General features: G+C 68.3%; 13 protein-coding genes. 9 read left to right on the plus strand and 4 right to left on the minus strand.

The window, feature by feature from the left end; translation table 11 throughout:
* Window positions 1–21: 21 nt before the first annotated feature.
* The 6 genes from pcnB to pgi all read left to right on the plus strand — a co-directional run bounded on the left by pcnB (window position 22) and on the right by pgi (window position 5,585).
* A complete protein-coding gene (gene pcnB / locus C1927_RS08725) occupies window positions 22–1,401 on the plus strand; it encodes a polynucleotide adenylyltransferase PcnB (protein ID WP_108746467.1) in 1,380 nt (459 codons plus the stop codon).
* Between the two features lie 3 nt (window positions 1,402–1,404).
* Window positions 1,405–1,890 (plus strand): 2-amino-4-hydroxy-6-hydroxymethyldihydropteridine diphosphokinase, encoded by a 486-nt coding sequence (gene folK, locus C1927_RS08730; protein ID WP_108746468.1) that lies wholly within the window; start codon window positions 1,405–1,407, stop codon window positions 1,888–1,890.
* Between the two features lie 34 nt (window positions 1,891–1,924).
* Window positions 1,925–2,740 carry a 3-methyl-2-oxobutanoate hydroxymethyltransferase gene (gene panB, locus C1927_RS08735; protein WP_079221487.1) on the plus strand — a complete coding sequence of 272 codons (816 nt, stop codon included), beginning with the start codon at window positions 1,925–1,927 and terminating at the stop codon, window positions 2,738–2,740.
* On the plus strand, window positions 2,737–3,576 hold the full coding sequence (panC, locus tag C1927_RS08740; protein ID WP_108746469.1) for a pantoate--beta-alanine ligase: 840 nt from the start codon (window positions 2,737–2,739) through the stop codon (window positions 3,574–3,576). Before panB ends, panC begins: the two co-directional genes overlap by 4 nt.
* A gap of 117 nt (window positions 3,577–3,693) precedes the next feature.
* Window positions 3,694–4,074: an aspartate 1-decarboxylase gene (panD, locus tag C1927_RS08745; RefSeq protein ID WP_006432456.1), complete on the plus strand. Its 381-nt coding sequence runs from the start codon at window positions 3,694–3,696 to the stop codon at window positions 4,072–4,074.
* The gene (gene pgi, locus C1927_RS08750) at window positions 4,071–5,585 is read left to right on the plus strand and encodes a glucose-6-phosphate isomerase (protein WP_108746470.1); all 1,515 of its coding nucleotides are present in this window, start codon (window positions 4,071–4,073) and stop codon (window positions 5,583–5,585) included. Before panD ends, pgi begins: the two co-directional genes overlap by 4 nt.
* Before the next feature lie 103 nt (window positions 5,586–5,688).
* Here the strand turns inward: pgi and C1927_RS08755 are convergent, their stop codons facing one another.
* Both C1927_RS08755 and C1927_RS08760 read right to left on the minus strand, forming a co-directional pair.
* Complete coding sequence (locus C1927_RS08755) at window positions 5,689–6,252, minus strand: response regulator transcription factor (protein WP_005409063.1); 564 nt, start codon at window positions 6,250–6,252, stop codon at window positions 5,689–5,691.
* A complete protein-coding gene (locus C1927_RS08760) occupies window positions 6,249–7,475 on the minus strand; it encodes an ATP-binding protein (protein ID WP_108746471.1) in 1,227 nt (408 codons plus the stop codon). The genes C1927_RS08755 and C1927_RS08760 overlap by 4 nt, the downstream gene beginning before the upstream one ends.
* Before the next feature lie 114 nt (window positions 7,476–7,589).
* On the opposite strand from C1927_RS08760, the gene ispG reads away from it, so the two are divergent.
* The 3 genes from ispG (at window position 7,590) to C1927_RS08775 (ending at window position 10,433) form a co-directional block, all read left to right on the plus strand.
* Complete coding sequence (ispG, locus tag C1927_RS08765) at window positions 7,590–8,855, plus strand: flavodoxin-dependent (E)-4-hydroxy-3-methylbut-2-enyl-diphosphate synthase (RefSeq protein WP_079221491.1); 1,266 nt, start codon at window positions 7,590–7,592, stop codon at window positions 8,853–8,855.
* Window positions 8,836–9,585 carry a phosphatase PAP2 family protein gene (locus C1927_RS08770; protein ID WP_108746472.1) on the plus strand — a complete coding sequence of 250 codons (750 nt, stop codon included), beginning with the start codon at window positions 8,836–8,838 and terminating at the stop codon, window positions 9,583–9,585. Before ispG ends, C1927_RS08770 begins: the two co-directional genes overlap by 20 nt.
* Before the next feature lie 200 nt (window positions 9,586–9,785).
* Window positions 9,786–10,433, plus strand: a complete 648-nt coding sequence (locus tag C1927_RS08775) for a response regulator (protein ID WP_079221493.1) — start codon at window positions 9,786–9,788, stop codon at window positions 10,431–10,433.
* Window positions 10,434–10,575: 142 nt separating this feature from the next.
* On the opposite strand, the gene eda is transcribed toward C1927_RS08775, so the two are convergent.
* The gene (gene eda / locus C1927_RS08780; protein WP_108746473.1) at window positions 10,576–11,235 is read right to left on the minus strand and encodes a bifunctional 4-hydroxy-2-oxoglutarate aldolase/2-dehydro-3-deoxy-phosphogluconate aldolase; all 660 of its coding nucleotides are present in this window, start codon (window positions 11,233–11,235) and stop codon (window positions 10,576–10,578) included.
* Window positions 11,236–11,462: 227 nt separating this feature from the next.
* The gene (edd, locus tag C1927_RS08785) at window positions 11,463–13,379 is read right to left on the minus strand and encodes a phosphogluconate dehydratase (protein WP_079221495.1); all 1,917 of its coding nucleotides are present in this window, start codon (window positions 13,377–13,379) and stop codon (window positions 11,463–11,465) included.
* Window positions 13,380–13,427 lie beyond the last annotated feature (48 nt).

Consider the following 13,427-nt stretch of genomic DNA (forward strand, 5'->3'; position numbering starts at 1 on the left):
AGTATATGCACCTCGATGCCATTGGGCAATCCCGAAACTTCAACCGGAAGCGCCAACATCATTTCCTCTGCTCCATCACCGTTCAGCCTGCGCGTCATCCCGCGCGACCAGCACACGATCTCCCGCAAGGACATCAGCCCCAATGCTTTGCGCGTGCTGTACCGCCTGCGCGATGCCGGCTTCGGCGCCTACCTTGTCGGTGGCGCGGTGCGCGACCTGCTGGTCAATGGCCAACCCAAGGATTTCGACGTGGCCACCGACGCCACGCCCGAACAGGTCAAGCAGCTGTTCCGCAACTGCCGCCTGATCGGCCGCCGTTTCCGCCTGGCCCACGTGGTCTTCGGCCGCGAGATCATCGAAGTCGCCACCTTCCGCGCCAACAGCGATGACGGCAGCGGCGACCGCGAAATGGAAAACGGCATGCTCGTGCGCGACAACGTGTACGGCACCATCGAAGACGATGCCGTCCGCCGCGACTTCACCTGCAACGCCCTGTACTACGCCATCGAGGATTTCTCGGTGCGTGATTACACCGGCGGCTTCGAGGACGTGCAGGCACGCCTGATGAAGCTCATCGGCGATCCGGTGCAGCGCTACCAGGAAGACCCCGTGCGCATGCTGCGTGCGGTGCGCCTGGCCGCCAAGCTCGGTTTCCAGATCGAAGAAGGCACCGCCGCACCGATCCCGCACCTGGCCAACCTGCTCAACGAGGCCGCCCCGGCGCGCCTGTTCGAGGAAGTGCTCAAGCTGTTCCTGTCCGGGCACGGCGTGGCCAGCTTCGAAGGCCTGGAACGCTACGGCCTGTTCGACGTGCTGTTCCCGGAAAGCGGCAAGGCACTGAAGTCCAACCGCACCGGCGCGCTGCGCCGCATGCTGGTGGAAGGCCTGGCCAATACCGATGCACGCGTGGCCAACGACGAGCCCGTCTCGCCGGCGTTCCTGTTCGCGCTGCTGCTGTGGCCGGCCTACTGCCGCGCCCAGGCCAGCCTGCTCAAGCAGGGCGTGGCTCCGGAAGAAGCGCAGCGTCGCGCCGCCGACCGGGTCACCGTGCAGCAGCTGAGCACCATCGCCCTGCCGCGCCGCTTCTCGCTGCCGATGCAGGAGATCTGGCTTCTGCAGGCGCGCTTCAGCTCGCGCCAGCGCAAGCGCGTGTTCCGCACGCTCACCCACCCGCGCTTCCGCGCCGCCTTCGATTTCCTGGCCCTGCGCCAGGTCGCCTCGGCCGAGCACGAAGCCGACGTGGCGTTCTGGCGCGAGGCACAGGCGCAGTCCGGGCATGAGCTGGAATCCTCGCTGGATGCCATGCACACCGATGGTGGCGACGAGGAGGGTGGGGCACCGCGCAAGCGTCGCCGCCGTCGTCGTCGCACCGGTGCTGCCGGCGGCGGCGCTGCCGAGTAAGCCATGACCCTTGCCTGGATCGGCCTGGGGGCCAACCTGGGCGACGCGGCCAGCACCGTCCGCGCGGCCATCGCCGCGCTGGATGGGCTGCCCGGCACGCAGCTGCGCCAGGCGTCGCGCCTGTACGCCACGCCGGCCTGGGGCAATGAAGACCAGCCACCGTTCGTCAACGCGGTGGCTGCGGTCGAGACCACCCTGGCCGCCAGCGATCTGCTGCAGGCGATGCTGGCGCTGGAGCAGCAGTTCGGACGCGTGCGCGACCCTGCCGTGCACTGGGGCCCGCGCGCGCTGGACCTGGACCTGCTGCTGTACGGCGCGCAGGTGCTGGACGAGCCCGGCCTGCAGGTGCCGCATCCGTACCTGCACGAGCGCGCCTTCGTGCTGGTGCCGCTGGCCGAAATCGCACCGGAGCTGGTGATTCCCGGCCATGGACGCGTGCAGGATGCAGTGGTGCGGGTCGATGCCTGCGGGATCGCGCCGATAGGGTGATAATGGCCGGGTTATCTCCCCCGGTTATCAGCACATGAGCACCCACGCAGACAGCAAGCCCTGGACCGTTCCCGCCCTGGCCGAGGCCAAGCGCAATGGCCAGAAGCTGGTCATGTTGACCGCCTACGACGCTGGCTTCGCCCGCACTTTCGACGCCAATGGCGTGGACCTGATCCTGATCGGCGATTCGCTGGGCATGGTCGTGCAGGGTCATGATTCGACCCTGCCGGTGACGGTGGCCGACATGGTCTATCACACCCGTGCGGTATCCCGCGTGCTGCAGCGTGCGCTGCTGGTGGCGGACCTGCCGTTCGGCGCCGACGCCACCCCGGAACGCGCGCTGGACGCTTCGCTGCAGCTGCTGCAGGCCGGTGCGGAGATGGTCAAGATCGAAGGTGCCGGCTTCAAGGTCGACATCGTGCGCTACCTGGTCGAGCGCGAGATTCCGGTCTGCTCGCACCTGGGCCTGACCCCGCAGTCGGTGCTGCGCCTGGGTGGCTTCAAGATCCAGGGCCGTGGCGATGCCGCGCGCCAGCTGGTGGAAGACGCCAAGGCCGTGGCCGCGGCGGGTGCCACGCTGATCGTGCTCGAATGCATGCCGACCCCGGTGGCCGCGGAAGTGACCGCCGCCGTCGACGTGCCGACCATCGGTATCGGTGCCGGCCCGCACTGCGATGGCCAGGTGCTGGTGCTGCACGATTTCATCGGCCTGGACAGCGGCCACCGCCGTCCGAAGTTCGTCAAGGACTTCCTGGCCGAAGGCGGCTCGGTGGCCGGTGCCACCCGCGCCTACGCCGACGCCGTGCGCGACGGCAGCTTCCCCGACGAACAGCACGCGTACGCACAATGATCCAGACCTTCAACGAGCTCGGCGCGCTGCGCGAGCAGATTGCGCAGTGGAAGCAGCAGGGCCTGCGCGTGGCACTGGTGCCGACCATGGGCAACCTGCACGGCGGCCACCATTCGCTGGTGAGCCTGGCGCGCCAGTATGCCGACAAGGTGGTGGCCAGCATCTTCGTCAACCCGACCCAGTTCGGGCCGAACGAGGACTTCAGCCGCTACCCGCGCACGCCCGAGGCCGACGTGGCCGGGCTGGAGCAGGTCGGCTGCGATGCCGTATGGCTGCCCAGCGTCGAGGCGATGTACCCGCTGGGCGTGGACAAGACCACGCAAATGCACGCCCCGGGCGTGAGTGAAGTGCTGGAGGGCGCCAGCCGCCCGGGCCACTTCGATGGCGTCTGCACGGTGGTGGCGCGCCTGTTCCTGCAGGTGCAGCCGGACGTGGCCGTGTTCGGCCGCAAGGATTACCAGCAGCTGGCCGTGATCAAGCAGATGGTGGCCGAGCTGTCGTTCCCGATCCAGATCGTCGGTGCCGAGATCGTGCGTGACGACGATGGCCTGGCCAAGAGCTCGCGCAACCAGTACCTGGACGCCAGCCAGCGCCCGCTGGCGACCACCCTCCACCGCACCCTGCTGGGCATGCGCGAAGGTTACGTGGCCGGGCAGGCGCGCGCGCAGATCGAGGCTGATGCCACAGCCGCGCTGCAGGCCGCCGGCTTCCAGGTCGACTACGCGGTGCTGCGCACCCCTGAGCTGGCTGAGCCGACCTTCGACGGCGGTGGCCGGGTGGCGCTGATCGCCGCCCGCCTGGGCAGCACCCGGTTGATCGACAACCTGGAATTCTGAGTTCCGCCTGCGGGAGCGCCGGGCCTGGCCTGGCGCTACCTGAACGGGTTGCCGGCCGTGATGCCCCGCGCTGCGCGGGTGCTAGAATCCCCGCTTTCCTTTGCGTTGTGCCGTGCCATGCATCTGTCCCTGCTGAAGACCAAGATCCACCGCGCCACCGTCACCCATTCCGAGCTGAACTACGAAGGCTCGATCGCCATCGACGACAACCTGCTGGCTGCCACGGGCATCCGCGAGTTCGAGCAGGTGCACATCTGGGACGTGACCAACGGTGCGCGCTTCTCGACCTACGCCATCCGTGCCGAAGCCGGCAGCGGCGTGGTGTCGCTCAACGGTGGCGCTGCACGCCACGTGCAGGTCGGTGACATCATCATCATCGCGGCGTTTGCCAGCATGACCGAGCAGGAAGCCGACAGCTTCAAGCCGAAGCTGGTGTACGTGGACGGCAACAACCAGATCACCCACACCAACGACACGATCCCGACCCAGGCCGCATGACAACGAACAACGGATTCGACTCGCTGCATTCCCACGCCCAGCGCCTGAAGGGCGCAAGCATCCCCAGCCTCCTCGCCGCCGAACCCGGCCGCGTGCAGGACCTGGCGCTGCGGGTCGGTCCGTTGTACGTCAATTTCGCCCGGCAGAAATACGATGCCGCGGCGTTGCAGGCGTTGCTGGCACTGGCCGCCGACCGTGATGTCGGCGGTGCCATCACCCGCCTGTTCCGTGGCGAGCAGGTCAACCTGACCGAAGGCCGCGCCGCGCTGCACACCGCGCTGCGCGGCGATGTGGTCGATGCGCCGGTGGCGGCCGAGGCCTATGCCACCGCGCGCGAAATCCGCCAGCGCATGGGCGTGCTGGTCCGCGCGCTGGAAGACAGCGGCGTGACCGACGTGGTCAGCGTCGGCATCGGCGGTTCCGATCTGGGCCCGCGCCTGGTGGCCGATGCGCTGCGCCCGGTCAGCGGTGCACGCCTGCGCGTGCATTTCGTGTCGAACGTGGACGGCGCCGCCATGCAGCGCACGCTGGCCACGCTGGATCCGGCAAAGACTGCCGGCATCCTCATTTCCAAGACCTTTGGTACCCAGGAAACCCTGCTCAACGGGCAGATCCTGCACGACTGGCTGGGTGGCAGCGATCGCCTGTACGCGGTCAGTGCCAACCCCGAGCGTGCGGCCAAGGCCTTCGCCATCGCCGCCGATCGCGTGCTGCCGATGTGGGACTGGGTCGGGGGGCGCTATTCGCTGTGGTCGGCCGTTGGTTTCCCGATCGCGCTGGCAATCGGCTTCGAGCGTTTCGAGCAGCTGCTGGACGGCGCCGCGCAGATGGACGCGCACGCGCTGGACGCGCCGCTGGAGCGCAACCTGCCGGTGCTGCACGGCCTGACCGACATCTGGAACCGCAACGTGCTGGGCCATGCCACGCACGCGGTGATGACCTACGACCAGCGCCTGGCGCTGCTGCCGGCCTACCTGCAGCAGCTGGTGATGGAAAGCCTGGGCAAGCGCGTGCAGCGCGATGGCCAGCCGGTCACCACCGACACCGTGCCGGTGTGGTGGGGCGGGGCGGGCACCGATGTGCAGCACAGCTTCTTCCAGGCGCTGCACCAGGGCACCAGCATCATCCCGGCCGATTTCATCGGCTGCGTGCACAACGATGATCCGTACACGGTCAACCACCAGGCGCTGCTGGCCAACCTGCTGGCGCAGACCGAGGCGCTGGCCAACGGCCAGGCCAGCGACGACCCGCACCGTGATTACCCGGGCGGCCGCCCGAGCACGCTGATCCTGCTGGATGCACTGACCCCGCAGGCGCTGGGCGCCCTGATTGCCATGTACGAACACGCCGTGTACGTGCAGTCGGTCATCTGGAACATCAACGCCTTCGACCAGTTCGGCGTCGAGCTGGGCAAGCAGCTGGCCAGCGGCCTGCTGCCGGCACTGCAGGGCGAAGACGTGGCGATTGCCGATCCGATGACCCGCGAGATCCTGGCGCAGCTGAAGGGCTGATGCTCTGGTAGTGCCGGCCGCTGGCCGGCATCCAGGCGATGCTTCCGTCGTTCATGAGGTTGCCGGCCAGCGGCCGGCACTACCGTTGCACGGCGACACCGCGTCAGCGGCTCGGGTCGCGTTCCGGGCTCGGCCGCTTGGCCAGCTTGCGCTGCAGCGAACGCCGGTGCATGCCCAGCAGGCGCGCAGCGGCCGACACATTGCCGCCGGTCTCGTGCATCGCCTGCTGGATGTGTTCCCACTGCAGGCGGCTGATCGGCGTCATCGCGTCGGGCACTTCCATTTCGCCGTCATCGGCCGGGCCATCATCTTCCTCGCCCAGCGCGCGCAGGATCATCGGCACCGTGGCCGGCTTCGGCAGGTAATCATCCGCACCCAGCTTGATCGCCTCCACCGCGGTGGCGATGCTGGCGTAGCCGGTCACCAGCAGGATCCGCATGTCCGCGCGCAGGGCGCGCAGCGGCTGGATCAGCGCCAGGCCCGAATCGCTGCCCAGTTTCAGATCGATCAGCGCGAACGCCGGCGGGTGCTGGCGGGCCAGTGCCAGCGCGCTGGCGGCATCCTGCGCCGTCTGCGTTTCCAGCCCCTTGCGGGCCAGGCTGCGCTGCAGGGTGCGCAGGTACAGTTCGTCGTCGTCGACCAGCAGGCCGAGGGTTGAGGCGCTCATGGGGTTTCCTCGCGTGGAGCCAGGGGCAGGCGGAAGCCGACGCGGCTGCCGGCCCCCTGGGCCGGGCGCATCCACATTTCGCCGTGCAGGCGTTCGATGGTGGCGTGGGACAGGGCCAGGCCCACGCCCATGCCTTCACTCTTGCTGCTGCCGAACAGCTTGCCCGGCAGCACGGCGGCGCGCGCGTTGAAGCCATGACCGTAGTCGCGGACTTCGCCGATCAGGTCCTCGCCGTCGATGCGCAGCTCCAGATCCACGCGTGGCCGGCCGGCCTGTTCGCCGGCGTCGGCAGCATTGTTCAGCAGCACCATCAGCAGGTGGCCCACGCCGGGGTCGAGTGGCAGGCGCAGTGGCGCGTCGTCATTGCGGTGCAGGTCGATGGTCGGGCGGACCAGGCGCCACTGTTCCAGCACCTGCTGGGCGCTGGAATGGCTGCGGCCCGGGCCATCAGTGGCGGCTGGCGCGGCCAGCGCCAGCACGCGCTCGCGGCATTGCACCAGCAGTTCGCGCAGGGTTTCCATGTCCTCGCGCACTTCCGGCTCTTCGCTGCGCTCGGCCACGTCGTCGGCCAGCAGGGTCATGGTCGCCAGCGGGGTGTTCAGTTCGTGCGCCACCGAGGCGGCGTGCGTGGCCAGGGCGACGATGCCTTCGTTGCGGGCAAACCGCTCGCGCAGCGCCGACAGTTCCAGTTCGCGCACGCGCAGGGCCATCGCCAGGCGGGTGGAGAAGGTCAGCACTACGGCGGCCGACAGCAGGAAGTTGGCCACCACGCCCCAGCGGTTGAGGTCCACCGTATGGAAGTAGCCGGTCGGCAGCGGCTGCCCGAACAGGCCGCTGGCGGCGTAGCCGAGCAGGCAGGCGGTGGCCACGGCCAGCGCCCAGCGCAGGGGCAGGGCGAAGGCGGCCAGCGCGATCAGGATCAGGAACAGCGAGCCGAACGGGTTGGCGATGCCGCCGCTCCAGCCGACCATCCAGGTCAGGATGATCACATCGACCAGGATATGGCCGAAGGCAGTCAGTGGCGCGGTGTCATCCGGCTCCGGGCGCAGCTGCGTATACAGGTTGAACACGGCCAGCACGGCCACGCCCGCCCACAGCGGCAGCTGCGGCAGCGGCAGGCCCAGCACCCACGTGGCGACCAGGATCGTCGCGGCCTGGCCGGCCACGGCCAGCCAGCGCAGGCTGCAGAGGGTGCGTAGGAAGGGGGCGTCGGGACCGGTCATTCCCGACCATCGTATGCGTTCACCGGGCAACCTGCCTGCGACAATCGGCCGCAGACGTGCCGATGGCTGAATGGGAATCGCCCGGAATGCAGGGCCGGGCGGTAGAATGCGCCCATGCACGACGCCGTCACCCGCCCGACCCAACCCTCCGATGCCACCGCCTGGTCCCGTCGCCAGACCCATGCCGTCCAGATCGGCGGGGTCACCGTAGGTGGCGGCAAGCCCGTGGTGGTGCAGTCGATGACCAACACCGACACCTCCGACGTGGCCTCCAGCGTGAAGCAGGTGGCCGAGTTGTGGCGGGCCGGTTCGGAAATGGTGCGCCTGACCGTCAACACCGTGGAAGCGGCTGCGGCCATCCCGCGTATCGTCGACAAGCTGGCGATGATGGGCATCGACGTACCGCTGATCGGCGACTTCCACTACAACGGCCATCAGCTGCTGACGGCCGAGCCGGCCTGTGCCGAGGCGCTGGCCAAGTACCGCATCAACCCGGGCAACGTCGGCTTCGGCAAGAAGAAGGACCTGCAGTTCGCCCAGCTGATCGAGTTCGCCATCCGCTACAACAAGCCGGTGCGCATCGGCGCCAACTGGGGCTCGCTGGACCAGGCCCTGGCGGCGAAGCTGATGGACGAGAACAACCATCGCGAACAGCCCTGGGACGCCGGCCGCGTGCTGCGCGAGGCGCTGATCCGCTCGGCGCTGGATTCGGCCGAGCAGGCGGTGGAGATCGGCCTGCCGCGCGATCGCATCATCCTCTCGGCCAAGGTCAGCGGCGTGCAGGAACTGATCGCGGTCTACCGCGATCTGGCCCAGCGTTCGGATTTCGCCCTGCACCTGGGCCTGACCGAAGCCGGCATCGGCAGCAAGGGCATCGTCGCCTCGGCGGCAGCGCTGAGCGTGCTGCTGCAGGAAGGCATCGGCGACACCATCCGCATTTCGCTGACCCCCGAGCCGGGCCAGTCGCGAACGCAGGAAGTGATCGTCGCCCAGGAACTGCTGCAGACCACCGGCCAGCGTGCGTTTACTCCGCTGGTCACCGCCTGCCCGGGCTGCGGCCGCACCACGTCCGAGTTCTTCCAGGAACTGGCCAAGGTCGTGCAGAACCACGTCCGCGAGAAGATGCCGGTCTGGAAGGTGCAGCACCCCGGTGCGGAGAACATGACCCTTGCGGTGATGGGCTGCATCGTCAACGGGCCGGGCGAGTCGCGCCACGCCAACATCGGCATTTCCCTGCCGGGTACCGGCGAAACGCCGGCCGCGCCGGTGTTTGTCGATGGCGAGAAGAAGGTGACCCTGCGCGGCGACAACATCGCCCAGGAATTCGTTGCCCTCATCGACGAATACGTCGAACAGAAGTATGTCCGGATCGCCGGGTAAGCCGGCGATCCTGGCCGCGCCGGAACCGGCGTCCGGCTTCCGACACTGGATGGGGCGCAACGCGTGGCGCCTGGTGCTGCTGTTTGCCGGTGTGCTGCTGCCGCTGGCCGGCTTCGTCGCCCTGGCCGACGAGGTGCACGAATTCGAGTCGTTCCATTTCGATGCCCCACTGCTGTGGCAGATGCACGGGCTGCATTCGCCGTGGCTGGACCGGTGCTTCGTGCTGCTGTCGAAACTGGGCTACGAGTGGTTCCTGATCCCGGCCGACGTGCTGATCGTCGGTGCGCTGCTGTGGCGGCGGCGATGGCGCGAGGCGACCTTCGTGGCGGTGTGCTTCGTCGGCTCGGCGCTGCTGAACCTGGGCAGCAAGCAGTTTTTCCAGCGTGACCGCCCGAGCCTGTGGGAATCGATCGCGCCCGAGTCAACGTTCAGCTTCCCCAGTGGCCATGCGATGGGCACCATGACCCTGGCGGCGACCGTGGTACTGCTGGCCTGGAACACCCGCTGGCGCTGGCCGGTACTGGTGCTGGCGCCGCTGTTCAGCCTGCTGGTCAGCCTTTCCCGGGTCTACCTGGGGGTGCATTACCCCTCCGATATCCTCGCCGGATGGTGTGCGGCGCTGGTTTGGGTGGTAGGGTGCTATCTGGTCATGTTCAGTCGCCGGCAACCCTGGCGACACCGCGGTTCGCCGCCAGCAGCGGCCAGCGAAGCGATCGCAACAGGGGAGTGACGTGGATGCCCCTCCGGGGACGTCCATGAAAGAGCAGGTTGTTTCGTTGTAACGGGTTCTGTGGGACAGGGGGCTACATCGATGTGCGAAGAATGTGATGCGCAAGGCAGAACGCCGTTTTTGCGCAGTCGTCGTGCTTGCGATGGTCGGATGCCCTGCCTAGCGTGGCCCGCAATGGCCGCATTCGAAGAGGTACGTGAATGACGATTCGAGTCTACCTGGTGGACGACCACGCGCTGGTCCGCACCGGTATGAAGATGATCCTGTCGGGTGAAGCCGACATCGAGGTGGTGGGCGAAGCCGAGACCGGTGAGGACGGCCTGCGCGAGATCCGCCAGCTGCTGCCGGACGTGGTGCTGTGTGACCTGCACCTGCCGGGCGTCAGTGGCATGGAAGTGACCGAGCGCATCGTGCGTGGACACCGTGCCACGCGCGTGGTGATCGTCTCCGTGCTGGAAGATGGCCCGCTGCCGAAGCGCCTGCTGGAAGCGGGCGCGGCCGGTTACATCGGCAAGGGTTGTGACGCGCAGGAGCTGCTGCGTGCGGTTCGTGACGTGGCCGCCGGCCGCCGTTACCTCGGCACCAGCATCGCGCAGAACCTTGCGCTGTCCACGGTGGAAGGCAATGCCTCGCCATTCGACACGCTCTCGCCGCGCGAGCTGGAAGTGGCGCTGCTGTTGACCCAGGGCCTGCGCCAGGAAGACATCGCACGGCGGCTCAGCCTGAGTGCGAAGACGGTGAACACGCACAAGGCGCGGTTGTTCGAGAAGATGGGGATCAGCGACAACATCGCGTTGGCGCGCATGGCCAGCCAGTACGGGCTGGTGGATCCGGCGCGGCCGCTGTAACAGCGTCGCCTAAAGCCGGGTCAGAGCCCTTTCCTGCGGAAAGGGATCTGACCCAGGACAGGTTGCAGGCGTTTCGGGGGCGGATCCCTTTCCCGGCGGGAAAGGGCTCTGACCCCTGATGACGCCGGAGCGCGGCTTGGGCTTAGTGGCCGCGGACGCGCTTGATGATCTTCGCGGCGTCGGCGGCGCTGGCGCGCACCTTGTCCCACTCGCCGTCGGCGATCCAGTTGCCCGGCACCATCCACGAACCACCGATGCAGACCACGTTCTTCTGTTCGAGGTATTCGGCGGCGGTGTTTTCGGTGATGCCACCGGTCGGGCACAGCTTCAGGTCGGCCATCGGGCCAGCCAGGCCCTTGATCATCGCCAGGCCACCCACGGCCGTGGCCGGGAACAGCTTGCACACGCGGAAGCCGCGCGCGTAGAGCGACAGCAGCTCGGTCGGCGTAGCCGCACCCGGCACCACCGGCAGCGGTGCCGCCGCCAGCGCATCGGCCAGCACCGGCGGCGTACCCGGCGTCACCAGGAAATCCGCGCCCGCATCGATGGACTGCTGCATCTGCTCCACGGTCAGCACCGTGCCCGCGCCCACCACCACATCGGGCAGCTCGCGCTTGAGCATCGCCAGCGCTTCCATCGCCACCGGCGTACGCAGCGTCAGCTCGATGGCCGGCAGGCCACCTTCCAGCAGCGCCGCACTCACCGCACGCGCCTGGTCCAGCGTATGAATCGTCACCACCGGCAGAATCCCCGCCGCATGCAGCAGCTCCGCCGCCTTCACCTGATGTTGTTCGATACCCATGCTTTTGCCCTTGCTCTTGTTTGTGCTTTTCAGTGATCACTTCGCGGCGCGAGGGCGCCAGCAAACTGTCCGGAGGCGGCGGATAGCCCCCACCAGGACCGCAGGCGCCATGGATGGCGCCTACGAGCCCCCATGGATGGGTTCACGGCGTGTCCTGGTGGGGGCTATCCGCCGCCTCAACCAGGACACTGACCGCCAACGCGAACCCGCAGCGCTCTTCCAACAACTCAGGCGTCCTTCGCCTCATGCGGCGCCGCCGCCGCCGCGGCATCATGCCCCAGCTCATATTCCGAATCGTAATCCCACGGCCCACCATCCGCCGCCGCCGGCCCGCACGAAATCGAAATCGCCCCCTGGTCCGCCGGACCCACCACGCGGCGATTGATCGCGAACAGGTTGCGGCCCAGATCGTGCGCCGCCGGTGCCGTGTTCGGCGCCAGCGAACGTGCCGCCCACTCGGCCGCATCCACCAGCACTTCCAGCGTGCCGGCTTCACCGTCCAGGCGGATCATGTCGCCCTCGCGCACCTTGGCCAGCGGGCCACCGCGCGCCGCTTCCGGCGTCACGTGGATCGCCGCCGGGATCTTGCCCGACGCACCGGACAGGCGACCATCGGTGACCAGCGCCACGCGACGGCCCTGGTTCTGCAGCAGGCCCAGCAGCGGCGCCAGCGAATGCAGTTCCGGCATGCCGTTCGCACGCGGGCCCTGGTAACGCACCACCGCCACGAAATGCTCAGGCAGCAGGCCACCGGCGTGCAGCTTGTTCAGCACCTGCGGCGCATCGACCACCACGGCCGGCGCTTCAATGGTGCGGTACTGCGGCTTCACCGCCGACAGCTTGATCAGCGACTTGCCCAGGTTGCCGCGCAGCAGGCGCAGGCCGCCCTGGCTTTCGAACGGGTTGTCGACGCTGCGCACCACTTCTTCATCGGCGCTGCGTTCCAGGCCCGGCAGGTAGACCAGCTTGCCGTCGCGCAGCTGCGGTTCGCGCGCGTAGTCGGCCATGCCGCCACGGGCCACGCTGACCAGGTCACCGTGCATCAGGCCGGCCTTGATCAGCTCGCCGAACACGAACGCCGGGCCACCAGCAGCGGCGAAGCGGTTCACGTCGGCCTCGCCGTTCGGATAGACGCGGGCCAGCAGCGGAATCAGCTGCGACAGTTCGTCGAAATCGTCCCAGGTCAGCACGATGCCGGCGGCGCGGGCCACGGCAATCCAGTGGATGGTGTGGTTGGTCGAACCGCCGGTGGCCATCAGCGCGATGACCGCGTTGATGATCGCGCGCTCGTCGATGATGCGGCCCAGCGGGCGGAAATCATCGCCCAGTGCGGTGATGTCCAGCGCACGCTCGGTGGCTTCGCGGGTCAGCGCATCGCGCAGCGGCGTATCCGGGTTGACGAAGGAGGCGCCCGGCAGCTGCACGCCCATCGCTTCCAGCAGCACCTGGTTGGAATTGGCGGTGCCGTAGAAGGTGCAGGTGCCGACGCCATGGTACGAGGCGGACTCGGCTTCCAGCAGTTCCTCGCGGGTGGCTTCGCCGGCGGCGTAGCGCTCGCGCACTTCGGCCTTCTGCTTGTTGGGAATGCCCGGGGTCATCGGGCCGGCCGGCACGAACACCGCCGGCAGGTGGCCGAAGGCCAGTGCGCCGATCAGCAGGCCGGGCACGATCTTGTCGCACACGCCGAGGTGGATGGTGGTGTCGAACATGTCGTGGCTGAGGCCGATGGCCGTGGCCTGCGCGATCACATCGCGCGAGAACAGCGACAGTTCCATGCCGCCGCGGCCCTGGGTCACGCCGTCGCACATCGCCGGCACCGCGCCGGCCACCTGTGCGGTCGCGCCGAGTTCGCGGGCGACCGCACGGATCTGCTCCGGGTAGGTCTCGAACGGCTGGTGCGCCGACAGCATGTCGTTGTACGCGGTGATGATGCCCAGGTTCGGGGTCACGCCGCCGCGCAGCCGGCTCTTGTCGGTGGTGCCACAGGCGGCGAAGCCGTGGGCGAGGTTGCCGCAGCTCAGGCGGCTGCGGAACGGGCCATCGCGCAGGGCGGCGTCGATCGCGGCCAGGTAGGCGGCGCGCGAAGCCGCGCTGCGGGCGATGATGCGATCGGTGATGGCTTGCAGTTGCGGATGGAGGCTCATTGGCTACCAGCGTTCAAGGTGGCGAGAGGCTGGCGGCGGCGGGCGCCG

Origin of the sequence: Stenotrophomonas sp. ZAC14D1_NAIMI4_1, from assembly GCF_003086775.1 — a bacterium.
In the GTDB taxonomy this organism is placed as follows: domain Bacteria; phylum Pseudomonadota; class Gammaproteobacteria; order Xanthomonadales; family Xanthomonadaceae; genus Stenotrophomonas.